This is a genomic window from Alishewanella sp. HL-SH05 (genome assembly GCF_052655985.1).
This window is the reverse complement of sequence record NZ_CP199753.1, coordinates 3,553,423-3,578,961: the sequence shown is the minus strand read 5'-3', so window position 1 is coordinate 3,578,961 and position 25,539 is coordinate 3,553,423. Positions and strand designations below refer to the sequence as shown.

Sequence of the window (25,539 nt, the reverse complement as noted above, 5' to 3'; positions counted from 1 at the left end):
TTTCGCCTTGGACAACGATTGAGCAGTTGGGCTTTCGAGCGGAAGTGGGGTCGCATTTTCTTTGGATACTTTCTTTTGGCGACGCAAAAGAAAGTATCTCGCCAACGGCGAAAACGTTAAGGATCTTGGTATCTGAACCCGAGGCTAATCGTGTAAAAAGCGTCGCAAGTGCAAGCAAAAGCATCCTGAAAAATGTAGACTCGGCCTAAGGAAATCTGGCTAAAAGTGCAAGCACTGCTGGAGCTGAGAGTACGGCCTTGGTAACTGATATAAATGAAGCACTTGATAAAATGAGAGAGAAGAGATCGATAAGTGATGCGTAACGGACTAAAAAATTATCTAAATATGTCTTTTTCATTTGGAATAATGATTGTTATGGGTGTATTGATAATAAAAGACCAAATAGCTCATCATCAGTATACTTCAGGCTATATTGAATACTTTGAATGCTTTAACGACAAAAAGACGGAGTCGACTTATCAATATAATTTGAAACTTAAAAGTGACGACAGTTTTAGGAATCGAATCAAAGTACCTTGTGACGTAATCCCCAAAATCTCAAAAGGGGATTATGTCGAGGTTGAAAGTATTGGTCACATTTTCATCCAAATAACCCTCAATGAAGTTGAATTATTTGACAAAGCTTACTTAGAGAGAAGAAGCAATGTTAACTTTATTTTTATACTGCTTTTTTTGTTAGGGTTATGTGATTTCAGCTATAGAATGTTTAACAACGTAAAGAGTAGGAAACCCATCTAAACATAATATCAGACCAATTCTCAGAAGTTAGATAAGGAAAATGAGTGTTGACGTTCATGGTGTTTTGTATTCTTTTTATTCTTGTCTTAAATTACTAATATGCGGGGCTATTGCGAGTTTTAGTTTTTGGATATCCAATTGACAAAGCTATACAAGGCCATGTGAAATTTGATCAAAAGTGGCGGGTACTCGCTGTTCATAGCTTGCGGGGCTTTGTTTTATCTGGCTTGGGTTTATAAAGCTGGCTGAGCAGCGGTTTCTGAACGGATAGAATTAATAATTTAAAAAAATAGGTTTAAGTGGGAGTAATGGGTAAACGTAAGATAAAGTACAGCGAGGGCGATGTGTTCTTAGTGCCCTCCAGGGATGGTAAGTTTTTTGTTGGGCAAATTATAGTTGATGGCGATTCTGATATTGGAGCATTATTTTGCTATTTTTTTGACCTAAAAGTTACCATTGATGAAGCACAAAATATCTCTGATTTGTCGTCAGAAAAAATTATAAGCGCAATTTTAATTACACCCGAAATGATACAGCGAGGCTACTGGACAATAACCGTTAATTGTCCAGTAGTTCAAAGTGTTCATGAGAAATTATATTGGCGTTTAAAAGAAAATAATTTTGTTGGTTCTCGCGTTAACGGTGGTGGTCTGATAGCGGATAAGCTGGATACCTACTACGGACTTCTTGAAGAGAGCTATTGGGCTCGGTTGGACATGGTATATGAAGCGTTTTTAGTTCCTCCAGAAAAACGTCAGTCTTGATATTTACAAACAAGAAACGTTTAGTTTCTGACCCCAAACATAAGAGGATTAATAGCGAGATCGCTTAGTAACATTTTAAATTCACTAGGGTTGATGAGAAGCGCTTAACCTTCTCGCCGTTGGCGAGTAACTTTCTTTTGCCTCGCCAAAAGAAAGTCCCGCAAAGAAAAGGCGACCCACGTTGCGGCGAAAGCCCCTTTCAATTTTGCCCGCCCAAGGCGACGAGGTAACTCGCTCGGCGCTAACGGCCCTCATTCAAACACCCCTCGTCTTAAAAACTTGGTCGGACAAACTTGCTCGGCTTGCAACGTAATGGGATTAACAGCAGTGCAGCGCGGTTAGTCGATGACGTTTTAACGTGAAGCTGATTTCTACAGCTCAATTTGTGGTAATGAGTGGATCAAATTTCAGTTGTTGGTGTAGTGAACGATTAAGTGGAGTTGGCTAATTATTTAACCTTTTCGCCGTTGGCGAGGGACTTTCTTTTGTTTCGCCAAAAGAAAGTCCCGCAAAGAAAAGGCGACCCACGTTGCGGCGAAAGCCCGTTCAATTTTGCCCGCCCAAGGCGACGAGGTAACTCGTTCGGCGCTACCGCACCTCACTCAAACACCCCTCGTCTTAAAACCTTGGTCGTGCAAACTTGATCGGCTTGCAACGTAATGGGATTGAAAAGCACATCAGCCTTAAATGCTTAGTCTTTGGTAAGCGTAACGCCAACCACACATTCCTATCCTAACTGATCAACATTACCCTGTCTGCCTCTTTAAATTATCAGGGTAATCATCATGAAACGCACTAAAGAACAATGGCTGGCCTTATTCGCCGAGCAAGCCCAAAGTGGCCTTACTCAAACGGCATTTGCTAAACGACAAGGGATTATCCCGACCTATTTCAATCTCCGTAAACGCCAGTTGTTGGCTCATCAGAATGATGACACCGGTTTCATTGAATTAGCACCACAAAGCTCGCCACTGGCCCAGCATATCCTGCTACGCAAGCGTGATATGGAATTGCAACTTCCAGCAGGGACGGATGCACTCTGGTTAGCCGCCTTGCTCAGAGCACTTTGACTATGAAAATGTTCCTCGATGTGCTTAAGGTCTATTTGCATAAACAGCCGGTCGATTTTCGCAAATCCATTAATGGCTTATCGTTGCTGGTCGAGCAAGAGATGCAGCTCTCGCCATTTAGCGGTGCACTATTTGTGTTCTGCAATCGGCAGCGTACTCGGTTAAAAGTGCTGTACTGGGATAGCACTGGGTTTTGTCTGTGGTACAAGCGACTTGAAAAAGACACATTCCGCTGGCCAAGGCAGATGCCAGGTAAAGTGTTGTCTATTAGCGAGCAGCAATGGCATTGGCTGTTGCAAGGTGTCGATATTCAAAAAATCACCGCGCACCAGCCGCTGCATTACCAGAGTGTGGGTTGATATGCCGATCGGCTATAAATCCTGTAGATCGCATCCAAAACAATCTAAATCTTACCAAGCACTTAGCCAAATTGGCCGTTACAATAACGGCCATGAAAAAGATACCTCAATCCTTACCTGATGATGTTGAACTGCTCAAGAAAATGCTGCTTGAGCAGACGCAAAAGCTTGAGCGCAAACTGGCGCAAAAAGACAAACGCATCGCTAAACTAGAGCGGGTTAACCAGCAGCTCTCGGATAAGTTACAGCAATTACTGGAGCGCTATAACCTGAAGAAGTACCAGAAATTTAGCCCCAGCAGCGAGACCTACGAAGGTGAAGGCGAAGTGTTAAATGAGGCCGAGCAGCTTATTGAAGAGCAGTCAGTAGCAACAGAGCCAGATACTCAGACGACCGAGAGCGCTGAGAAAACCGCCAAGCCACGCCGACCGCGTATTATTCCTGAATTGCCCCGCGTTGACGTTATCCATGACATTGACGATAAAACCTGTGTCTGCTGTGGCCATGCCCTGCATCAAATGGGTGAAGAAGTCAGTGAGCAAATTGAGTTCGTGCCCGCGCAAATCCGTGTTCTTAGAAACGTCCGGTTGAAATACAGCTGCCGGCAGTGTGAAACCAATGGCACTAAGGTCGACATTAAGATTGCTGATGTGCCAGCTGCGGTTATCCCTAAGAGCATGGCCACGCCAAGTTTACTGGCGCAAATCATCAGCAGCAAAATGCACTATGGCTTGCCGTTATACCGTCAGGAGCAGTTGTTTAATCAGGCAGGTATTGAGCTTAGTCGTCAAACGATGAGTCGTTGGCTGATAACCTGTGCAGATAAACTTAAACCGCTACTGGCGTTAATGAAAGCTGAGCTTCTGAAACAGCCGGTGCTGTGGGCAGATGAAACCACGGTCAATGTGCTGGATGTTGAGAAAAGCACCTGCTACATGTGGGTGTATGGCTGTGGCTTAGAAAAAAGTACCGGCCCCAAACTGGCGCTGTTTGATTATCAGGATAGCCGCAGCAGCAAACATCCCTGTGACTTCTTATCCGGCTTTAACGGTTATCTGCAGGTCGATGGTTATGCCGGGTATGAGAAAACTCACGCAACCTTAGTCGGTTGCTGGGCGCATGCCAGACGCAAGTTCGTTGAAGCCCAAAAAGCACAGGGCAAAGGCAAAACGGGTAAAGCGGATGTGGCCCTTAACCACATCCAGAAACTCTATGCACTGGAGAGTAAATTAAAAACTGCGCCGCCTGATAAGAAGTATGACGCCAGACAAGCACTAGCTAAACCACTGCTAGAACAATTTAAAAGCTGGCTGGATAAATCAAGCGAGAGTGTCACGAAAGAAAGTTTACTGGGAGTCGCTATCACGTATAGCCTGAATCAGTGGCCCAAACTCATCCGCTATCTGGACGATGGCCGATTAAATATCGACAACAACCGTGCTGAGCGCGCCGTCAAACCGTTCGTGATTGGACGCAAGGCGTGGTTGTTTGCCAATACTGAAACGGGCGCAGAAGCCAGTGCTGCAATGTATAGCCTAGTCGAAACGGCCAAAATCAATGGTCTGGAACCGTATGATTACTTATGCCGCTTGCTGACAGAGCTGCCCAAAGCCAATACCCACGAGCAACTGCAAGAACTCCTGCCTTATTGATCAGCAGCCACACCGCAAGGTGTGGTTGTTGTTACGCTTACAGTCTTTGACCCCAAACATGAAAACGATTTGGGGTAAAAAACGGATTATTCAGCTTAGTGAATACCGCTCTGGCTTTTTATTCCCCTTAGAGCGAGCCGACTGATCATCGTTGTCCAAGGTTTTAAGAAAACGGGTGTTTGAGTGCGGTGACGGTAGCGCCGCGCGAGTTACGTTTTCGCCTTGGACAGCGCATGAGCAGTTGGGCTTTCGAGCGGAAGTGGGGTCGCATTTTCTTTGGATACTTTCTTTTGGCGAGACAAAAGAAAGTATCTCGCCAACGGCGAAATCGTTAAGGGTCTTGGTATATGACCCCGAAGCTACTCCTTAAAGCGCAAGACCAAAATTCTTGCCGCATCAAAATGTCTACGCGCATATCCGCAATAACTTAAGATCTGACAATTGGCTAAGTTTTTTAAAAAATAAATACCTTATCAATTCCTTGCTCGCAAAGGTCAACAGGACTAATATTTGTACGTTAAGTTGTACTAATTGGAGTTCAATATGAGCCGTATACATCTAGATAAAGATATTCAGCCTTTATCTGAATTTCGTGCTGGTGTTACATCATTTATTAAGCAAGTCAATGAGACACGTCGGCCGTTGGTTATTACGCAGCATGGTAAAGGTGTGGCCGTTGTTCTTGATGTCGCAGAATATGAAGCAATGCAAGAGAAGATCGAGTTACTTGAAGAAATACATACTGCTGAAGCGCAATTAGCTGCAGGTTTAGGTGTATTAAATAAAGATGCTCGTTCCCAAATCTTAAAACGCATTCATAGATGAGAGTAGTCTGGTCACCTTTAGCATTACAAAAGCTGGGTGATGCTGCAGAGTTTATTGCTTTGGATAATCCCTACGCCGCAGAAAAATGGGTAAATGACGTTTTTGACAAAACGGATCTCCTTGAATCAGTGCCAGAAATGGGGCGAATGGTTCCAGAAATGCCTCATACACACTACCGAGAAATTATTTTTGGTCATTACCGCATCATTTATAGCTTGAGTCATGAGATACGCGTGCCAACGGTAAGACATTGTCGTCAGTTGCTCACCGAGCATGATGTATGAAACGATGTTAGTAAATGCTTAGTATCTGACACCAAGCATCGATTGTTGAAAGCTTTTTCGCCGTTGGTGAGTAACTTTCTTTTGTTTCGCCAAAAGAAAGTTACCAAAGAAAAAGGCGACCCACGTTGCGGCGAAAGCCCGTTCAATTTTGCCCGCCCAAGGCGACGAGGTAACTCGCTCGGCGCTACCGCACCTCACTCAAACACCCCTCGTCTTAAAACCTTGGTTGGACAAATTTGATCGGCTTGCAACGTAATGGGATTGAAAAGCACAACAGCCTTAAATGCTTAGTCTTTGACCTCAAACATGAAAACGATTTGGGATAAAAAACGGATTATTCAGCTTAGCGAATACCGCTCTGGCTTTTAGTCCCCTTAGAGCGAGCCGACTGATCATCGTTGGCCAAGGTTTTAAGAAAACGGGTGTTTGAGTGCGGCGACGATAGCGCCGTGCGAGTTACGTTTTCGCCTTGGACAGCGCATGAGCAGTTGGGCTTTCGAGCGGAAGTGGGGTCGCATTTTCTTTGGATACTTTCTTTTGGCGACGCAAAAGAAAGTATCTCACCGCAGGTGAAATGCTGACTAGCTGCTTAGGCTAAGATGCTGAAATGATGATCAAACGTTTTTGGGTAAAAGACAGAAGTGGGGTCGCATTTTCTTTGGAGACTTTCTTTTAGCGACGCAAAAGAAAGTCTGTCACCGCAGGTGAAATCTTGCCTCGCCAAGTAGGCTAAGCCACCGAATATTCAGCCGCAAAAAATGCGGGTAAAACTTAGCGTGGAAAGGCCTGCAGCGTCATTTCAGCAATTTGCTGCAGTTGCTCTGCTGTGGCGCCATTATTGGCTTGAATCGCCATGCCTTGTAACACGGTTCCCATAAAGCGTGACAACACTTCTGCATCAACATGTGCCGGAAGATCGCCCGCTATTTTGGCCTGAGCAAAGCGTTCATGCAGTTTTTGTTCACCGGCCAACCGGCGATTAATTAATGCCGCTTTTACGGCCGATGCCGCTTCGCTGCAAGACAAGGCGCCTTGCACCACAAAACAGCCTTGGGGTTGTGTTTTGTCGGCCATATTATTCGCCGCACCATAAAGCATATGTTCGGCTACTTGATAGGCAGTGGGTTTTTCTAGTGCCGGTAAAAAAAACGAGCAAGGACGGCTTTCATAAAGCTCAATGGCTTTTAAAAAAAGCTGCTCTTTATTACCAAAAGCGGCATACAAGCTGGGTTTGTTAATTCCCATGGCTTCGGTGAGATCGGCTAATGAAGTGCCATCGTATCCTCTGCGCCAGAAAACCTCTAGAGCCTTCTCAAGCGCGGTATCTGTATCAAAGGCGCGGGGGCGGCCGACACTTTGTGGGCAACTTGTTACGGTCATGGCTCTGCTCCTGAAAATAGTGTTTATATAGTAAACAGCAAATCGCCCCATGTCCAGCAAGGGTTATATACCGCTAGGTATAAAACCTGACCCCCAGCTAACGCTTATAACGAATCGTTATAAAGGCAAACTTATTATATTTACCACTTGGTACAAAATAGATTGACAGTAAGAGATAAATCTATATATTTACCGACCGGTACAAAACAAGCAGATTAAATGCAAATTACGCAACAAAGTGGAGACGTGCGTCATGAGTAGTTTCAAACAGGTGAAAATTTTAATGTTAGCCAGCGTTGCGGCATTAGCGCTGTCCGCTTGTGGCAACCCGGAAGCCGCAGAGCAAGCTACGGCGCCTGCTGCTCCTGAAGTGAGTGTGGCACAGGTTGTCGCTGAGCGTATCACCGAATGGGACGAATTTACGGGCCGTTTGCAAGCTCCGCAAACCGTGAGGTTGGTGCCTCGTGTATCCGGTTATATTGAGCAGGTACATTTCAGCGAGGGCGCTTTGGTGCGTGAAGGGGATTTACTGCTGCAAATCGATCCTCGCCCGTTTACCGCAGATGTGGCGCGTTTAAAAGCCGAATTACAAAACGCCGAAAGCGCGGCCAGCTTAGCTGAAAGTGAATTTCGGCGCGGCGAAAGGTTAAGCAAGCAGCAAGCTATTTCTACTGAAGCACTCGACAGCCGTTTAGCACGGCAACAACAAACAGCGGCCACTGTTGCTGCGGTGAAAGCCGCCTTACAGCGCGCAGAGTTAGATTTAAGTTATACCCGCGTAACGGCCCCTATTAGTGGCCGAGTGTCTTATGCGATGGTAACGGCCGGTAACTTTGTGACCGCTGGGCAAACTGAACTGACCAATGTGGTCTCGACTGATAAAATGTATGCCTATTTCGATGTAGACGAGCAAAGCTATTTAAAATACGCCCGCCTAAGCAACGAAGGAAAACGCGCCGATACGCGTGATGCAACGGGCAACCCCGTTTATATGGCGCTGGCTAACGATACAGATTATCAACATATCGGTCAGATCGATTTTGTGGATAACAGTGTCAATCAACACACTGGCACTATTCGTCTTCGCGCCAGTTTTGCTAATCAAGATAACCAGTTATTACCCGGTTTATTTGCCCGTTTAAAGCTCGTTGGCAGCAACAGCTATGACGGCGTGTTAATTGATGAAAAAGCCATTGGTACGGATTTGAATAATAAGTTTGTATTGGTGGTGAATGCCAATAATCAACTGGAATATCGCGCCGTGACTTTAGGGGAAAAAATCAATGATTTGCGCATTGTTAAAGCGGGCTTAGCCCCTAGCGATAAGATTGTGGTCAATGGTTTGCAGCGGGTACGGCCGAATATGCAAATTTCACCGAAAATGGTGGAGATGGCAAATGAAACGCAGTTAACGCAAATTCGTCAGGCACAGCAACTGCTTGAGCAAAGCCATGCCGCATTAACAGCACAAGCCGCACACAACGCGACTCAAGGTTAAGGGCTCTTCGATGTTTTCTCAATTTTTTATCAAACGGCCGATCTTTGCTGCCGTTATTTCATTACTGTTTTTTATCAGTGGTGCCATTGCGGTTTGGCAACTGCCGGTAACGGAATATCCAGAAGTGGTGCCACCCACTGTGGTGGTCACCGCAAATTATCCGGGTGCCAACCCTAAAGTGATTGCTGAAACCGTTGCCTCGCCGTTAGAGCAGGAAATCAACGGTGTTGAAGATATGTTGTATATGTCATCGCAAGCCACCTCGGATGGCCGCATGACCTTAACCATTACCTTTGCCATTGGTACCAACGTCGATTTAGCGCAAAGTCAGGTGCAAGCGCGGGTTGATCGCGCTATGCCAAGGCTGCCGCAAGAAGTGCAGCGGCTGGGCATTGTCACAGAGAAATCGTCACCCGATCTGACCATGGTGGTGCATTTAACGTCACCAGACGATCGTTACGACATGCTGTATTTATCTAATTATGCTGCGCTAAATGTTAAAGATGAATTAGCGCGTATTGAAGGTGTTGGCGCGGTACGGGTATTTGGTGCGGGTGATTACAGCATGCGTATCTGGTTAGATCCGAGTAAGGTTGCGGCCTTAGGGTTATCGCCAAGCCAAATTGCCAGTGCCATTCGTGAGCAAAACCAACAAGCCGCTGCCGGTAGTTTGGGCGCACAACCGAGTGGCGATGCCGATTTTCAATTATTGATCAATGTGAAAGGCCGTTTAACCACGGAGGCAGAGTTTGAAGACATTATTATCAAAGTGGGCGAGCGTGGTGAAATCAGCCGCTTAAAAGATGTCGCCCGGGTCGAATTGGGGGCATCTACCTATGCGCTGCGTTCCTTGTTAGATAATAAAGATGCGGTTGCCTTACCGATTTTCCAAGCGTCGGGTTCAAACGCTATCCAAATTTCTAATGATGTGCGCAGCACCATGCAAACGTTAAGCAAGAGTTTTCCAGATGGCCTAACTTACGACATTGTGTACGATCCAACCGTGTTTGTGCGCGGCTCAATTGAGGCCGTTGTTAAAACCTTATTAGAAGCGGTTTTACTAGTAGTACTGGTCGTGGTGCTGTTTTTACAAACATGGCGCGCGTCTATTATTCCGCTGGTGGCTGTGCCAGTGTCTTTAGTGGGTACTTTTGCCTTTATGCACTTAATGGGTTTCTCATTAAATGCCTTATCGTTATTTGGCTTGGTTTTAGCAATTGGTATCGTGGTTGATGATGCCATAGTGGTGGTCGAAAACGTTGAGCGTAATATCAGTGAAGGTTTATCACCGGTAGCGGCTACACAAAAAGCCATGAAAGAGGTCACGGGGCCTATCGTGGCCACCACCTTGGTATTAGCGGCCGTGTTTATTCCAACGGCGTTTATGTCGGGTTTAACTGGGCAATTTTATAAGCAATTCGCGCTAACGATTACTATTTCTACCTTTATTTCGGCGATTAACTCGTTAACGTTGAGCCCGGCATTGTCGGCCCTTTTGTTAAAAGGGCATGGCGAGAAAAAAGATGCGCTAACCCGTGGTATGGACAAACTGTTAGGCGGTTGGTTGTTTGCACCGTTTAACCGTTTCTTTGCGCGGTTGTCGAATGGCTATGGTTATTTGGTGCAAAAAATCATCCGTTTTGGTGCCATCGTGATGTTGCTGTATGTCGCGCTGGTCGGTTTAACCGGCTTGCAGTTTGCCACTACGCCAACCGGTTATGTGCCTGGGCAAGATAAGCAGTATTTAGTTGCTTTTGCGCAGCTACCGGATGCCGCTTCACTTGAGCGTACCGAAGCGGTGGTGAAAGAAATGTCACGGATCGCCTTAGCACAGCCAGGTGTGGCTAATTCGGTGGCCTTTCCAGGACTGAGCATCAATGGCTTTACTAATAGCCCGAACAGTGGTGTGGTCTTTACCCCGTTAGACAGCTTTGACGAGCGTCAAGATCCAGCGTTATCCGCTAATGCCATTGCTGCGGCCTTAAACCAAAAATTTGCTGGTATTGAAGATGCTTACATCGCTATTTTCCCACCACCGCCAGTACAAGGTTTAGGCACCATTGGCGGCTTTAGATTGCAAATTCAAGACCGTGCTAATTATGGTTATGAAGAGCTTTACAACGTGACCATGCAGGTAATGATGAAAGCGTGGCAGACACCTGAACTTGCCGGGGTCTTTTCAAGTTATCAGGTTAATGTGCCGCAGCTAGATTTAGATATTGATCGCACCAAAGCGAAACAACAGCAAGTTTCGTTGGATACGGTGTTTCAAACGTTGCAGGCGTATATGGGCTCGGTTTATGTCAATGACTTTAACCAGTTTGGTCGCACCTATCAGGTGAATATGCAAGCTGATCAAAAGTTTAGACAAACGCCAGAACAAATCAGCCAGTTAAAAGTACCGAATGTCCAGGGGGAGATGATCCCACTTGGTTCTTTTATCACAGTAACCGATACCGCCGGCCCTGATCGCGTGATGCACTACAACGGTTTTACCACGGCAGAGTTAAATGGTGGTGCGGCGCCCGGTTTTAGCAGTGGCGAAGCGCAAGCGGCTATTGAGAAAATCTTGGCAGAAACGCTACCCAATGGCATGACTTACGAGTGGACTGAACTGACCTACCAGCAAATTTTAGCCGGTAATGCGGGTATGTTTATCTACCCGTTAGTGATTTTGCTGGTGTTTATGGTGTTAGCGGCGCAGTACGAAAGCTTAAGCTTGCCACTGGCGATTATCCTGATCATTCCAATGACCTTATTATCGGCGTTAAGTGGTGTGCTGTTATACGGCGGTGATAACAACATCTTTACGCAAATCGGTTTAATTGTGTTGGTGGGCTTGGCAACGAAGAATGCCATTCTTATCGTCGAGTTTGCGAAAGAGTTGCAAGACCAAGGCATGACAGCTTTAGAGGCCATTTTAGAGGCCGGTCGCTTACGTTTAAGACCGATTTTAATGACGTCTATTGCCTTTATTATGGGCGTAGTACCGATGGTGTTCTCCAGTGGTGCCGGTGCAGAAATGCGCCAAGCGATGGGCGTAGCGGTATTTGCCGGCATGATTGGTGTCACTATTTTCGGCTTAATTTTAACCCCGTTGTTTTATTATTTACTGGCCAGTCGGCAACAGCAAAAACGTGCCGCGACGCCAGTGCAACAAAACTCGACTGTGGAGGCTTCTGATGCCTAACATGTTTAAGCTATCAACGATGGCAATACTGGTCGCTACGTTAAGTGCCTGCACGGTGGGGCCCGATTATCAGCAACCGACTCAGGTAGCCACCATTAACTTTGATAGCCCTTATCAACAAGCAGAGCAAGCTCAAAGCTGGTGGCTAGCGTTCGATGATGCCACGTTAAACCGCTTAATTAGCCGTGCTTTAGTGGAGAACCGCACCTTAGTGCAAGCTCGCGCTAACGTTGACCGCGCCTATGCGGTATTTCGTGACACGCAAAATAATAGCTTGCCCAAGGGGAGTTTAGCGAGCGGTTATCAAGCAACAGAAAATGGCACTGTGTCGAGCAGCGATGACGGTGTCATTACCCGTGGTTTTAGCCATGGCGCTAGCCTAAGTTGGGATATCGACTTATTTGGTAAGCTACGGCGGGCCACCGAAGCGGCAACCGCGGCGGCAGAGCAAGCCGATATCTTGTGGCATGATGCGCAAGTGCAGCTGATTAGCCAAGTTGCCACCAGCTATGGTGAATATCGCGGTGCTCAGCTGCGGTTATTAGTGGCAGAGCAAAATTTACAGAATTTGCAGCAAAGCCGTGACATCGTGCAAGCTCGGCTTGAAGCCGGTTTAGCGTCTGAATTAGAGTTAGCGCAAATTGAGGTGCAATATCATCAGGTGCAAGCCGCGGTGCCCGCCTTACGGGTAGCCTTGTTAACTGCCGATGCCACTTTATCAGCGTTATTAGCGCAACAACCCGGCAAACTTAACTTAGGCTCTGTACCGAAACTGCCTGAGTTGGCCGAGCCTGTCGCCGTGGTCGCCGGTGAAAATTATCTGCGTTATCGCGCCGATGTTGCCAGCGCTGAGCGCGAGTTAGCGGCACGAACTGCCGATATTGGCGTGGCCACTGCCGATCTGTATCCGAACTTATCCGTAACGGGCTTTTTAGGCTTTTTATCTGGCCCGGGTTTTTCGTTGGGCAGCGATAATCAAAGCTGGGCGATAGCGCCCACACTAAGCTGGCAAGCTGCCGATTTAGGCTCGGTGAAAGCGCGGATCCGTGTGGCTGAAGCCAATGCCACTATGGCCTTAGCCCAGTTTGAGCAGCAGGTGTTCAATGCCATTGCCGATATGCAACTGAGCTTGCAAAGCTACAATTTGAGCCGTGAGCAGCAACTGAGCACTGAGCGGCAATGGCAAGCTAGCAATAAAGCGCTGCGTATAGCACGTGAACGTTACAATGCCGGTAGCGGTGAGTTTTTAGCGTTATTAGATGCCGAGCGCGAGCAGCTGTTCGCGCGCGATCAGTTAGCGCAACTGCAGCAACAAAGTTTTGGTCGCTTAGTGGCTATTTACCGCAGTTTTGGTGGTGCGATCCAGCTGCAATAAATACAGCTTGCCGTGCTTTAAGTTAAAAAGCTGGAGTAATCCAGCTTTTTGCTTTGATAAAACCGTCAAAATACCTGAAGGGCGCTAATTCCTGTTTAAAGTCACTTGCTGAGTGTGCAACTAATCGCCAAAATAGCCGCCTACTGCGATGAGGTCACTATGGTTAATTTAGCTTTGCTGGGTGCGTTTATTCCGACGTTTTTGTTTGTGTCGGTAACACCGGGTATGTGTATGACGCTGGCAATGACGCTAGGTATGAGTCAGGGCGTGCGCCGCACCTTTTGGATGATGTGGGGCGAAATGCTTGGCGTCGGCTTAGTTGCCGTATTGGCAGTTTTGGGTGTCGCAGCCTTGATGCTGCAGTTTCCGGCGTTATTTCAGTGGTTCAAAATTGTTGGCGCTGTTTATCTTAGCTATGTGGGTATCCAAATGTGGCGGGCTAAAGGCAAGTTAGCTTTACCCAGTGCTGGCGCCTTACCGCAATTGTTATCGCGCCGCGCCTTGTTTAGTCAGGGGTTTATCACCGCAGTGTCCAATCCGAAGGGCTGGGCTTTTCATATGGCGTTATTACCGCCGTTTATCGACAGTTCGCTATCGTTTTGGCCACAACTGGCTATTTTGATCAGTATTATTTTGTTGCTAGAGTTTTTATCTATGCTGCTGTATGCCAGTGGCGGTAAAGCCTTGGCATTGTTTTTAACACGGTCTAATCGGGTGCAATATCTCAATCGCATCGGCGCCAGCCTGATGTTTGGCGTGGCGCTGTGGATGCTAGTCGATTAACGCTTAATCGGGCTTGGGCGGTGTTTTGGCACTGCCAATACCGCCACTTAACACCAGTTGTAGCGCTTCAGCGGGTTTCATATCAATTTTGCGAGTGCAGCTGCGCGGTACAATAATGGTATAACCGCCCACGTTGTAAGCCATCGGTAAAAAGACGGCTAATTGCTCTTCTTGCATTAAGCTCGACATGCGGTCATCGGCTTGGCCGCCTTGTTTGGTGACAATACCAATCATCTCAATCTCGGATGAGGGCAGCTTAACCAGTACCACCGAGCCATCTTTAAAGTTTTTACCCGACATCACATCAATAATATCTTGCAACATGCCGTAAATTTGTTTGGTGCCGGGCAATTTCATCAGCGTTTTGCCGGGTAATTGCCACAGCCAGTTGAGGCTGCGCCAACGTGAGCTAAAACCCACTGCAACACAGACTAATAGGAAGCCGACGATGGCTAAACCCGGAAAATACCATTCACCCGGCAGAACCATTTTAAACAACGGTGCCAAACTGCTTTCGATGGTATGCAGCAGCCAGCGTAAGATCTCGATGGTAATCACTAAGGGTAAAATGATCACCAAGCCTTTCAATAGGCTTTTCACAAAGCTGTTCATGTTAATCCCTTTATGGTTTAGCACTATTTAACGCATGAATGGCAAAACTGCCTAGCCAATGGCCACCTTCGTAACTATCACCGATTAGGTTGGGGTAGGAATGCGCGACATGCTGGTCGGCAATGGCCTGTAAGTGGGCATAACGTGGGTATTGTTTGGCCAGTACTGATAAATTCCAAGCGCGACTGAAGTTTAAACCATCTAAATGCACCAGTTTACCATCGCTGCGATCGCTAACTTGGCCAACGGCCAGTATATAGTTCTTATCGGCTAATTGCGGCATAAAGCGGTTTACCCAGCGTAAAAACTGGCCGGCAGGTAAAATGCGCTGCATAAGGCCAATTTCTTCTAAGCAAGGCGATAAAAAGTCGTAACCACTCGGCTCCCAAGTGATGGGGCAGTTGGCATCGTCTAAATAATAGCTTTTGGCACGCTCACTGATCAGCTGTTGTAACGCGGTATGCTGCAGGGTAAGCGCATAATCGTAAGCAAAGCTTAAACCAAAGGCGGTATTAGTATGTTCACCCACTCGCACTGGATAAACCAAGCGCGGTAAGAAGTTTTCGTAGCGGCTAACAATCACATCGGCCAGTGGTTGTAAATTTTTAGCCAATTGTTGGCCAAGCGGATCGGGCCAACTGTGCAGCTCTGCGGAGAGCTTTAATAACCAAGCCCAACCGTACGTCCTTTCAAACGATGCATTGATATCTTTGCTAAAAAACGCAACTTCTTGTGCTACTTTTTCAACGGTGAGATTGCGTTTTAAAATCGTTTTTACTTCGTCAGCTTGCGCCAGCTCAGGAAACTGTTTCAGTAAGGTAACCATTGACCAATAGCCATGCACCGCACTGTGCCAATCAAAGCAGCCATAAAATATCGGGTGCACTACCGACGGTTCTTGTAAATCCGCGGCACTGCCCAATACGGTGCCCGTTTTGTATGGATAAGGTGTTTCGACACAATGCAGCGGTAATGTCACCAGCTTGTTAGCTTCGGCTAGAGTCAAGCTATGGTGAGTTGCGGCGGTATTATTCGCCTGACTGGTAAAACTGAGTGTGGCGACAAAAACCATGCTGAGCAGGGTGCTTAACTTCATAATGAAACCTTGTTGTCTGCAGATAAGATCAGGTAATGCATCTAAGACTAAAGCATAATGGTGAGGTTGTTAATGTAAATTCGCCGCCTTTCGTCATTTCGCGGTTTTATATGGGCGAAAGCACGTTGCCAATTAATAAACTTATTGCGCTATAACTGGCAGCCTACCTTTACAGCTCTGCGATCTCTTTAGCCTGCGCCGGTGTGTGCGCTGCGGCAGAAACTCAACTCTGATGTTGGCTTATGTTAAACTGGCGTCAATTTGGCTTTGCCTGCATATTCGCGCAAAGCCTGTCGTTTTCTTCGATTTTCAGGAGCCTTTGTGACTGCTTTATCTAGCTTATATCCACAACCCTTATGGCAATGGTTTGCGCAAATTTGTGCTATTCCTCATCCTTCAAAACATGAACAAGCACTTAGCCGGCATATTCAAGCCTGGGCGCGAGATAAAGGCTTAGCCGTGCATGAAGATCAGGTTGGCAACTTAATTATTAAAAAACCCGCTACTGCAGGCATGGAAAACCGTAAAGCCGTGGTTATTCAAGCGCACCTTGATATGGTGCCACAGAAAAATGCCGATAAAGTGCATGATTTTACAAAAGATCCTATTGATGCTTACGTTGATGGCGAATGGGTCACGGCACGTGGCACCACGCTGGGCTCAGACAACGGTATCGGTATGGCATCGGCGTTAGCCATCTTAGGCAGTGATGACATTAAACACGGCCCATTAGAAGTGTTACTAACGGTAGATGAAGAAGCGGGCATGACGGGCGCTTTTGCTTTGCAACCCGGTGTGTTAGAAGCGGAAATTTTAATTAATACCGACTCAGAGCAAGAAGGTGAAATTTACATGGGCTGCGCCGGTGGTGTAGACGCCGAATTTAGTGTGCCGATGCAGTGGCAGCCGATCCCCGCAGGACATCAAGCATGTCGGTTAAGTTTAACCGGTTTAAAGGGCGGCCACTCGGGCGTGAATATTCACTTAGGTCGCGGTAATGCCGCCAAACTATTAGCACGCTTTTTAGTGATGTCGGCCGCTGAATTAGGTTTGCGGATCAGTGAAATAGTCGGCGGCTCTTTACGAAATGCCATTCCGCGTGAAGCCGGTGTTACGGTGACCTTGCCTGCGGCGAATCAAGCCTTGTTAGCTGAAAAAGTTGCAGCCTTTGAAGCGTTATTACAGCAAGAGTTAGCGGCTATTGAACCGGCGATCCGCTTTGCTATGGCGGAAACCATTTTACCCTCACAAGTCATGGCACCACAGTGTGAACAAACGCTATTAAACTTACTACATGCTTGTCCGAATGGCGTGATGCGGATGAGTGATGACGTGGCGGGTGTGGTTGAAACCTCGTTAAACTTAGGTGTGATCACCACCGATGGCGACAGTGTACAGGTGGTGTGTTTAATTCGCTCACTGATCGATTCGGGCCGTGAGCATGTTGAGTCGATATTGACCAGTTTGGCGGCATTAGCCGGTGTCTCGATCAAATTTAACGGTGCTTATCCAGGTTGGAAGCCGGATCCTGATTCACCGGTAATGGCTATTGTTAAAGCCACTTACGAAGACATCTACAATAAAGAGCCAGTGATAATGGTGATCCATGCGGGTTTAGAATGTGGTTTATTTAAAAAACCTTATCCTGAGATGGATATGGTATCGATTGGCCCAACCATTCGTTATCCGCATGGCCCTGACGAAATGGTGAATATCGAAACGGTCGGCCAGTATTGGCAATTGCTGTTAGCAGTACTAGAGCGTATCCCGGAAAAGACCGCAGCTTAAGTCACTAAGCAAGCCGCAGTGAGCCATTACTGCGGCTTTTTCTTGGGCTAGCGCACTATTTGCAGCTGCCAATCCAAATCAAATTGTCAGTCGCCACCCCGATCCGTTCGGCTTCTTTTAAGAAGGGCGCACATTCTGCCGCCGTTAATTGCGGTTGGCGTGCCAGTAGCCAAGCGTAATCCGTATTAGGGCCTATTACCAAGGCAATTTGATAATCGGCATCTAACATAGCGATATTATAGCCGCCATAAAAAGGCCCAAAAAACGACACTTTTAAGCGGCCAACATCAGCGGCTTCCACAAAGTAAGCTTTGCCATTGGCGGTGTTCCAGCGTTGTTTTTTAGCATCGTAGCCACGGTTAATAACACTCACACCACCATCGTCACGCCATTGATATTCTGCGGTAACTTGGGTTAAGCCTCGCTCAAAAGAATGATCTAACCGGGCAATTTCATGCCAGGTACCAAGATAGCGCTCTAGCTCAAAAGGTTGCACCGGCGTTACGCCATCGGGCACGGCGGTGCAACCGGTTAGCAAAAATAGGCAGATCCAGAAAAAACGCATAACCACTCCTGTTTAAATATTTTGCAGATGATTAATCGACTCGGGGATTCTATACGTTTAACAAGCTTAACAGTGTCAAAAAGCAGATGATATGGATAAAAATATTCTTGGCGGTGCGCTAGAAGCGTGTTGCTACTCACCAATGACCGGCTATTTTCGTGATGGTTTTTGCAAAACAACCGCACAAGATAGCGGCAGTCATGTGCTGTGTGGTCAAATCAGCAGGGAGTTTTTAGATTTTACCTTAAGTCAGGGCAATGATTTGACTACGCCCCGGCCCGAGTGGCATTTTCCTGGCTTACAACCGGGCGATTTTTGGTGTCTTTGTGCCATGCGTTGGTTAGAAGCCGAGCAGGCCGGCGTTGCGCCCTTATTAAAGCTATCGGCTTGTCATAGCAAAGCGCTGCAGTTTGCCGAATTAGCGCTGTATCAGCAGTATGCGCTTAAGGAGTAACGATGCAGACCTTATCTGAAGAAGATGTCTCTCGTATTGTCGAAATGGCTTGGGAAGATCGTACGCCGTTTGAGGCGATCGAAGGGCTGTATGGCTTAAATGAAAGTGCGGTGATTAAATTAATGCGCAAAACACTCAAAGCCGGAAGTTTTCGGCTATGGCGAGCGCGAGTAACGGGCCGTAAAACGAAACATTTACAGTTACGTGATCCCGCCGTTAGTCGGGCGTATTGTCCAACACAATATAAGCGTTAGGGTTGTTTCCTGTAGTCTGAACGTCTAGGCTGGTTAATCGCGATACAAGGAGACCGATGCGATGCTGACTAACGTAGATGCGAGTTTATTGAAAACCTGTTCCTTTATTAATGGCCAATGGCAAGCCGGTCCTGATAGTTTTGCCGTAACAAACCCTGCAACACAACAGGTGCTGCTGGACGTGCATGGCGCTAATGCCGACATGGCAGAGGTTGCGGTAGTCGCCGCGGCGGCGGCCCAAGCCGCCTGGGCTGCCCAACCGGCTCAACAGCGAGCCTCAGTATTATTGCGCTGGCAGCAGTTGTTGTTGCAGCATAAAGCTGATTTAGCCCTGCTTCTGACTTTAGAACAAGGCAAACCGCTAACTGAAGCGGCGGCGGAAATCGAATATGGTGCTTCTTACCTGCAATGGTTTGCCGAAGAAGCGAAACGACTTTACGGCGACCTCATTCCTGCACCGGCCTCAGATAAACGCATTTTAGTACAGCGGCAGCCCGTGGGCGTTGTAACCGCGATCACCCCTTGGAATTTCCCCAATGCCATGATGATGCGCAAAGCCGCTGCCGCCTTAGCGGCCGGCTGTAGTTTTGTGGTCAAGGTCGCCCAGCAAACCCCCTTGTCTGCCTTAGCTTGTGCCGAATTAGCGCAACAAGCCGGTGTACCATCAGGCATCTTCAATGTGTTGGTTGGCACTGATGCCCAGGGCATAGGTGAGGTGCTTACGCAACATCCCAAGGTGAATAAATTCAGCTTTACCGGTTCAACTGCCGTTGGTAAAAAACTGCTACAACAGTGCGCGACTGGAGTAAAACGGGTGAGCATGGAGCTTGGTGGCAATGCGCCTTTTATTGTGTTTGCCAAAGCCGACATAGAGCAAGCGGTAACAGGCCTGCTGGCGGCGAAGTTTCGTAATGCCGGCCAAACCTGTGTGTGCGCCAATCGTATTTTAGTTGAAGAAAGCGTGTTACCAGACTTTTTAGCGATGCTATTACCCAAAGTGAAGGCACTAAAAATGGCTGCTGGTGAGCAAGAGGGCGCGCAAATTGGCCCCTTAATTGATGAAAAAGCCATCCAAAAAGTAGAGCAGTTGGTTGAAAAAGCCTTGGCAGCAGGGGCTGTCTTACATTGTGGCGGTCAGCGCCAAGCCGCGGATAGTTTATTTTACCCTGCCACAGTATTAACCGATGTGCGTGCTGATATGGAAATAGCACAACAAGAGATCTTTGGCCCGGTCGTGGCCATCAGTAGTTTTAACAGCGAGGCGCAAGCGATACAACTTGCCAATGCCACTGAATATGGCTTGGCGGGATATTTTTACAGCCAAGATTTAGCGCAAGTGTTTCGTGTGGCCGATGCCTTACAATTTGGCATGCTGGGTATTAACGAAGGTATTATCTCTAATGCTGCGGCACCTTTTGGCGGCATCAAGCAGTCAGGATATGGGCGTGAAGGATCAAAATACGGGCTAGATGATTATACCGATTTAAAATATTTGTACCTTGGTGGGCTTTAAACGGGGGATGGATAAATCGTTGCTCAGCTAACGGTTTATTCAGCCACAAAGCGCCTTAGTTGTTACTCAGATAGTAGATCTTGTGATAAAAAAACCGGTACTTAAGTGATGAGCTTAGGTGCCGGTTTTCGTTTTAGCACGAATGAACGTGGACTTACTGCGCTGGCGCTTTTTGATAACGCTTAAACCAGGCTAGCGCATGCTCTACTTTCGCAATCATCCAAGATGGCCGATTAGTCACGCCATGATAAGCATCAGGCACCCGCACCATCGCAGTATCCACTTGGCGCAGCTTTAATGCTTGATAATACTGCTCTGTTTCGGAAATGGGCGTGCGGCGGTCTTTCTCACCGGTAAACAGCAGTACCGGCGTTTTCACATTGCCGACTAAAGATAACGGTGAACGCTGCCAATAATGGGCTTGATGTTCCCAAGGCACCCCAGGAAATTGGTTCTGAATTTGCCCAATATAGCTATCAGCAGTCAGTACCTTAGTCGTCCAGTTCACCACCGGGTTCGTAGCGGCGGCTGCGTTAAAACGATCGGTTAACCCCACGGCATAAGCCGTGGCAATACCGCCGGCTGAGCCGCCAGCGATGTACAGATTGTTTTCATCGATAAAGCCTTTGGCAATCATCGCGTCAACGCCTGACATATGATCTTGATAATCAAACTCAGACGAGTAGTTATAGTGCAATAGCATGGCAAAGCGTTCGCCGTAACCGGTACTCCCGCGATAATTGTTATAAAACACCACATAACCTTCAGCTGCATAGCGCTGTAATTCAGCGGCGAACTGTGGGCCATAGGCTAGGTGTGGGCCACCATGAATTTCGACTAACAGCGGATATTTTTTGTTCGGGTCAAAATTCGGCGGGGTAATATACCAGCCCTGAATTTCTTCATTACCCGCAGTTGAGGTATAACGAATTTCCTCTACTTTACCCAACTGGCGTTGCTGCAATAAGCCGATATTTAAAGCCGTAAGGGTGCGGCTTTTATTTTTCGAGTAAACCGCTACATCGGCTGGACGCTGGCTAGTGCCTTGGGTGTAAGCCAAGGTGCCATTGTTGGCCACACTGAACATGCCGCTTAAATAAGGCCGACCCAATGAGGTGCCGCCGAGATCGTTTACCAAGTCGGTCATGCGATCACGGGTACTGATTTGCGCTACTTTGGTTTGCCCTTGATCAGCATATTGAAACACTAAAGTGCTGTTGTCGACCCAGTTAGGGCTTTCAACACTGCGATCCAAGTTGGCGGCAAGATCGCTAAATTGACCTGAATCTAACGCTAACAATTTAAGTTTAGTGTTGCTGTAAGAAACGGCAGCCGGGCTGCTAAAGGTAAAGGCCAAGGTTTTACCGTCGGGTGATAAAGCGGGTTCGCTTTCTGCACCATCAAGGCGGGTTAATTGAGTCAGTTGCTGATCGTTAATGCTAACTTTATACAGATCGCCTTGGTTGCTTTGATATTCCCAGTCGGCATTACGGTTAGCCGAGAAAATCAGGTTATGGTTATCTTTGGTCCAAACAACTGGCCCGCGATGCGCATAAGGGCCTTCAGTGAGTTGCTGCTCTACACCGCCTTCACTGGGTAACACAAATAACTGGTTATACGCAGAGCGCATCACACCTCGGCCATCGGCCTGATAATAAGTGCGTTCTACCACGATGGGGGTTTGAGACCAATTCGCTCCAGCCGGTTTTTTCGGTTGATAAACACTTTTCGCAAAATCGGTAGTGGGGGCGCTCACTTCAGCCATAAATGCAATGTGCTTACCATCAGGAGACCAACTCAGTTGCGAGGGGCGCACTTGCAGTTGGCTAATGGCTGCGGTTTTTTGTTCTGCTAGCCAGTGCACGTAGATTTGGCTGCTGCCATCACGATCCGAGACAAAGGCAATACGTTGACTGTCGGGGGCCCAGCGTGGTTGGCTGTAATTGAACTTATCGGCTAAGAGCGGCCAGTGCTTGCCGCTTTCGACCTCGATTAACCATAAGTTACTCTCGGTACGATCCGTCATAATGTTGTTTTGTTGGCGCACATAAACAATGTATTTGCCATCAGGCGAGATTTGTACATCATTCGCCGCCGCCAGTTTAAAAATATCTTCAGCTTGAAATGGAGTGGTGCTAGCCGCTATTGCGGGCGCAACACCCAGCGCAGTGGCGAGTGCAAGCATCGGGAAAATGTTCATAAAACCTCGAGAGATTAACAGGATTCAATTTACCATATAGGGTATGGAGTAACAGACAAGATCAGATCAGTTGAAGTTGCGGAATAACGAGATAATTGTAAGTAAAGTGAATTAGCTGGATCATGATGAATTCAGTTGTCTGGTTATCACTTACCATGACACAACCAAAACAACAAAAATCAGCAGCGTAAACGGCTGTTTAGGTATGTTAGGTTGAGCGCATTATCAGGCGGTTGCAACCGCTGCTGTGAGCTTAAGCATTTACGCATCAAATTAAGGCTTAAGATAGTGAAGCGTATCGACCATCTGAAATTTAGGGCTACGTTGTATAAACTCACGCAGCATTGCTGTATGTGCGCTGCCCATTAAAATCAGCACGCGGTCATCGTTGCGCAGTGGGATCCGGTTTAGGTTGGAATAAATTTTCATATTGCGCAAATAAAACTGTGCGGCTTGCTCGGCACCTTCAAAACCCTCGCCAATACCAACATAAAACAACTTGTCTGCATTGGTATTCAAAGAGTAATCCAGCATCAGTGGTTCGTTGGTCAGTATTAACTTTTGCTGCAAGTTTAAGCTATCAAACTGCGCATAGCGTTTTGCTAATTGCGGGTAATGCTTTAGCGGCTGATGTGTAAGTTGTAAGTAGGTGCTGCGGTCTATAGCGTTTTCGAGCTCGCCGCTTTGTTCAATAAAATCGCCAAGGCTGTAGTTATACCCTAGATGATAATCGATACCATAAAGCTTGCTGATGCCACTTAATCTGGCCACGTCAAAACCCAGCATACTCAGTTCACCATAGCGGGTATCTAACTCAGTGGGATCAGCTAAGAACGCTTGATAAGCCTGATTGATCTGCTCGGTCTGCTCGGGTAAAAACTCTAAACAAATAATGGTGGGTTTAAACCGCGCAATCAGCTGTGCAATGGCTCTGACTTCTTGTTGGTTCGCCGCATCTTGTTCATCAAATTCCACGGTATGGGCATCACTACTTTGACCAAAGTGAAAGCTGCCTAGGTTGAGCACCTGAATTTTCGGCGGCCCCACATAGTTGTTTGTATCAGTGTTCTTTTCTGTCTGTTTAATTAATGTTTGGCTACAGCCCAACAACATAAATGTGAGTAAAAATACGGTTTTCTTGATCATTTCAAACATGCCTGTTTTCCTGGTTGACAGCGCGGTGTTCAGTTTAGCAACGTTAACTATGTGCTACTTCAAATCAACTAAACACGGCGCAAGATTTTCCTGATTTAAATCGGCAGATAAAATTTGCTGCTGACTATCGAGCAAGTTAGCGTCTTCTGGTGCTAACTGTAGTGCCATATTGATCAGGGCGATAGCTTTACGCTGGCAGCCTAGCTCACTTGATAGCATCGCGTAGTTGTTTAAATAACTCACTTCATTTTTGGCGTAGGGTAAGCCTTTGGCAAACCATTGTGCCGCGTAGTTGGGTTGGCTATTAAAGTAATGATTCCCTAATAAAAAATAAGGTAGCCAGTAATCAGGCCATTGCTGTGTAGCACTAATTAGTGCAGCTACACCGGCTGCAGCTTGTTGCGTGTTCAGTAAATCATGGCAAGCTTTGCTGTAAATAAAAGGGTCTAAGTGCGCGCTGGTGATGTGGCTGGGTAACATGGCCAGCATCCAGTATTTACCGCGTTGCCAAGTGCGCTCAAAAGTGGCGAAGTTTAAGCGATGCGCTGCGGTAACACCGCTATGTAAGATGATTTCTGCCTTACTCAAATCGTAACCAATTGCTACGGCATAATGCCACTGTGGCAACCAAGCTACAGAATTGTTTTGTAACACGATAACCGGAATATCTTCCGCCAGTAGCTGCAATAATTGCTGCATGCTGCCACGTTGCTGATAAGCAACCAGCCCAAGCTGCCGAGTGGCTGCGGCCATTTCAATTTGCAAGGTACCTTCAAGACCCGGGGTAAAGGTATGGGCCGCGATAGTATCCGGTGACGCCTCAACCCCATGAAAATTGGCCACTTCCGCTAAGGTGGTTGGGCCACAGTAAAATTGTTGTTGTGGAAAAAAGGGCACTTGCGCGATCAGATGAGAAAAAGTGATGTTGGGTGGTTCGCGCAGTAATTGTTGCGTTTGTGGTGGCGTTTGACAGGCCGACAGTAACAATACGGTCAAAATAAAACCAGCCCAAGGGCTGGTTTGTAGAAGTTTACGCACCGACATTTATCGGCCGATAGGGCGAATAAACGGATATACGTCGGTTAAGCCCATTAAATCTAAAACCGCGACAACCACTAATACCGTTATTACGGTACCAATAACACCGCCCGCGGGCATGTCATTCAACTGTGCGTTTAATGCGGCTAATTCTTCACTGGTCATATTCGCAATGCGTTTTTCTGCTTCCGCAGGGCTAACGCCTAACTCAACGAGTTTGCTTTGCACATCGGCGTTATTTACAAATGATAACACTTGCTGCTTGTTAAACTGATATTGCTGGCTCTCAATGACTTGGCTAGAGCTATAAACCCCAGCGGTTGCGTGGCCCATACCCAGAATTAACATCGAACTGATAATGCCGACTTTTAATACGTTTTTCATCATGAAATATATCCTTAATGCGTTGTTTATCAGGTTAAATCTGCTTTAAATGAAAAAGTCATAAGGAAGCAAAAATGCTGAAGCCTTTAGAGAGTAGTCGATGGTGGATTGCTGCGCAATAGTGTGTGTTTTTTCAAGTCGTATTGTGCTTATCTTTTCAACGCTCAGATGCAGCAATGTTGGCTAGGTGTCAGCAATTAACTTGTGCCTTAGTTGTAAATACATTTTTTATCCGTATTTACATGAAAATGAGGAAGGACATATTCAGCAATAGCGTTCATACTTTCTTCAACCGACGCGTTATTCCGTCTAAAGTGCAGCCCGATATGGTGAATTCTTTCAATCCCAGCAGTTTATCTTAACCTTTGTAGGGATGACCAAGATAATCGCGGTGCATATTATTTTTGGAAAAATGGTCATGAAAAAGGATATTGAGTGGGCAGATTACGTGAAGATTAAAGGGTGTTCTTCCACAATTCTGATCCTCTAGTGCTCCGCAGAGAAAATATAAGAATTTGTAGAATTTCAGAATTGACGTAAG

22 protein-coding genes are annotated in these 25,539 nt (G+C 46.9%); 14 read left to right on the top strand and 8 right to left on the bottom strand.

From position 1 onward, the window contains the following. The first annotated feature begins 1,067 nt into the window (after positions 1-1,067). The 6 genes from ACUJFL_RS16380 (at position 1,068) to ACUJFL_RS16355 (ending at position 5,713) form a co-directional block, all read left to right on the top strand. A complete protein-coding gene (locus ACUJFL_RS16380; protein WP_445428036.1) occupies positions 1,068-1,523 on the top strand; it encodes an Imm26 family immunity protein in 456 nt (151 codons plus the stop codon). A gap of 785 nt (positions 1,524-2,308) precedes the next feature. Next, entirely contained in the window at positions 2,309-2,593 is a 285-nt protein-coding gene (tnpA, locus tag ACUJFL_RS16375) for an IS66 family insertion sequence element accessory protein TnpA (RefSeq protein ID WP_205313754.1), read from the top strand. 2 nt (positions 2,594-2,595) lie between these two features. Continuing rightward, complete coding sequence (gene tnpB, locus ACUJFL_RS16370; RefSeq protein ID WP_445425237.1) at positions 2,596-2,952, top strand: IS66 family insertion sequence element accessory protein TnpB; 357 nt, start codon at positions 2,596-2,598, stop codon at positions 2,950-2,952. 92 nt (positions 2,953-3,044) lie between these two features. Further along, positions 3,045-4,604, top strand: a complete 1,560-nt coding sequence (gene tnpC, locus ACUJFL_RS16365) for an IS66 family transposase (RefSeq protein ID WP_445427351.1) — start codon at positions 3,045-3,047, stop codon at positions 4,602-4,604. Between the two features lie 543 nt (positions 4,605-5,147). Next, positions 5,148-5,429 carry a type II toxin-antitoxin system Phd/YefM family antitoxin gene (locus ACUJFL_RS16360; RefSeq protein ID WP_445425504.1) on the top strand — a complete coding sequence of 94 codons (282 nt, stop codon included), beginning with the start codon at positions 5,148-5,150 and terminating at the stop codon, positions 5,427-5,429. Continuing rightward, a complete protein-coding gene (locus ACUJFL_RS16355) occupies positions 5,426-5,713 on the top strand; it encodes a type II toxin-antitoxin system RelE/ParE family toxin (protein ID WP_445428035.1) in 288 nt (95 codons plus the stop codon). Before ACUJFL_RS16360 ends, ACUJFL_RS16355 begins: the two co-directional genes overlap by 4 nt. Before the next feature lie 771 nt (positions 5,714-6,484). Here the strand turns inward: ACUJFL_RS16355 and ACUJFL_RS16350 are convergent. Further along, entirely contained in the window at positions 6,485-7,093 is a 609-nt protein-coding gene (locus ACUJFL_RS16350) for a TetR/AcrR family transcriptional regulator (RefSeq protein ID WP_229588107.1), read from the bottom strand. 253 nt (positions 7,094-7,346) lie between these two features. Here ACUJFL_RS16350 and ACUJFL_RS16345 point away from each other — a divergent pair, with 253 nt between their 5' ends. The 4 genes from ACUJFL_RS16345 (at position 7,347) to ACUJFL_RS16330 (ending at position 13,939) form a co-directional block, all read left to right on the top strand. After that, positions 7,347-8,591 carry an efflux RND transporter periplasmic adaptor subunit gene (locus tag ACUJFL_RS16345; protein WP_445428034.1) on the top strand — a complete coding sequence of 415 codons (1,245 nt, stop codon included), beginning with the start codon at positions 7,347-7,349 and terminating at the stop codon, positions 8,589-8,591. Between the two features lie 10 nt (positions 8,592-8,601). Continuing rightward, positions 8,602-11,781 carry an efflux RND transporter permease subunit gene (locus ACUJFL_RS16340; RefSeq protein WP_226751693.1) on the top strand — a complete coding sequence of 1,060 codons (3,180 nt, stop codon included), beginning with the start codon at positions 8,602-8,604 and terminating at the stop codon, positions 11,779-11,781. After that, on the top strand, positions 11,774-13,156 hold the full coding sequence (locus ACUJFL_RS16335; protein ID WP_445428033.1) for an efflux transporter outer membrane subunit: 1,383 nt from the start codon (positions 11,774-11,776) through the stop codon (positions 13,154-13,156). Before ACUJFL_RS16340 ends, ACUJFL_RS16335 begins: the two co-directional genes overlap by 8 nt. A 159-nt stretch (positions 13,157-13,315) precedes the next feature. Next, positions 13,316-13,939 carry a LysE family translocator gene (locus ACUJFL_RS16330; protein WP_445428032.1) on the top strand — a complete coding sequence of 208 codons (624 nt, stop codon included), beginning with the start codon at positions 13,316-13,318 and terminating at the stop codon, positions 13,937-13,939. Positions 13,940-13,942: 3 nt separating this feature from the next. On the opposite strand, the gene ACUJFL_RS16325 is transcribed toward ACUJFL_RS16330, so the two are convergent. Beyond that, the gene (locus tag ACUJFL_RS16325) at positions 13,943-14,551 is read right to left on the bottom strand and encodes a DUF502 domain-containing protein (protein ID WP_445428031.1); all 609 of its coding nucleotides are present in this window, start codon (positions 14,549-14,551) and stop codon (positions 13,943-13,945) included. A gap of 10 nt (positions 14,552-14,561) precedes the next feature. Next, complete coding sequence (locus ACUJFL_RS16320; RefSeq protein ID WP_445428030.1) at positions 14,562-15,647, bottom strand: DUF2891 domain-containing protein; 1,086 nt, start codon at positions 15,645-15,647, stop codon at positions 14,562-14,564. Positions 15,648-15,968: 321 nt separating this feature from the next. Here ACUJFL_RS16320 and ACUJFL_RS16315 point away from each other — a divergent pair, with 321 nt between their 5' ends. Beyond that, complete coding sequence (locus ACUJFL_RS16315; RefSeq protein WP_445428029.1) at positions 15,969-17,435, top strand: aminoacyl-histidine dipeptidase; 1,467 nt, start codon at positions 15,969-15,971, stop codon at positions 17,433-17,435. A gap of 55 nt (positions 17,436-17,490) precedes the next feature. Here ACUJFL_RS16315 and ACUJFL_RS16310 read toward each other — a convergent pair whose 3' ends face one another. After that, positions 17,491-18,000, bottom strand: coding sequence for a lipocalin family protein (locus ACUJFL_RS16310; protein ID WP_445428028.1), 510 nt, complete (start codon positions 17,998-18,000; stop codon positions 17,491-17,493). A 91-nt stretch (positions 18,001-18,091) separates the two neighbouring features. Here ACUJFL_RS16310 and ACUJFL_RS16305 point away from each other — a divergent pair, with 91 nt between their 5' ends. The 3 genes from ACUJFL_RS16305 (at position 18,092) to ACUJFL_RS16295 (ending at position 20,221) form a co-directional block, all read left to right on the top strand. Then, positions 18,092-18,454, top strand: a complete 363-nt coding sequence (locus tag ACUJFL_RS16305; protein WP_226751700.1) for a DUF2237 family protein — start codon at positions 18,092-18,094, stop codon at positions 18,452-18,454. Between the two features lie 2 nt (positions 18,455-18,456). After that, complete coding sequence (locus ACUJFL_RS16300) at positions 18,457-18,708, top strand: TIGR03643 family protein (RefSeq protein WP_226751701.1); 252 nt, start codon at positions 18,457-18,459, stop codon at positions 18,706-18,708. Positions 18,709-18,769: 61 nt separating this feature from the next. After that, on the top strand, positions 18,770-20,221 hold the full coding sequence (locus ACUJFL_RS16295; RefSeq protein WP_445428027.1) for an NAD-dependent succinate-semialdehyde dehydrogenase: 1,452 nt from the start codon (positions 18,770-18,772) through the stop codon (positions 20,219-20,221). A gap of 154 nt (positions 20,222-20,375) precedes the next feature. On the opposite strand, the gene ACUJFL_RS16290 is transcribed toward ACUJFL_RS16295, so the two are convergent. The 4 genes from ACUJFL_RS16290 to ACUJFL_RS16275 form a co-directional block, all read right to left on the bottom strand. Next, complete coding sequence (locus ACUJFL_RS16290; protein ID WP_445428026.1) at positions 20,376-22,421, bottom strand: S9 family peptidase; 2,046 nt, start codon at positions 22,419-22,421, stop codon at positions 20,376-20,378. Positions 22,422-22,694: 273 nt separating this feature from the next. Next, the gene (locus ACUJFL_RS16285; RefSeq protein WP_445428025.1) at positions 22,695-23,576 is read right to left on the bottom strand and encodes a DUF5694 domain-containing protein; all 882 of its coding nucleotides are present in this window, start codon (positions 23,574-23,576) and stop codon (positions 22,695-22,697) included. 54 nt (positions 23,577-23,630) lie between these two features. Next, entirely contained in the window at positions 23,631-24,620 is a 990-nt protein-coding gene (locus ACUJFL_RS16280) for a PA2778 family cysteine peptidase (protein WP_445428024.1), read from the bottom strand. Then, entirely contained in the window at positions 24,621-24,998 is a 378-nt protein-coding gene (locus ACUJFL_RS16275) for a PA2779 family protein (RefSeq protein WP_445429104.1), read from the bottom strand. Positions 24,999-25,539: the final 541 nt, after the last annotated feature.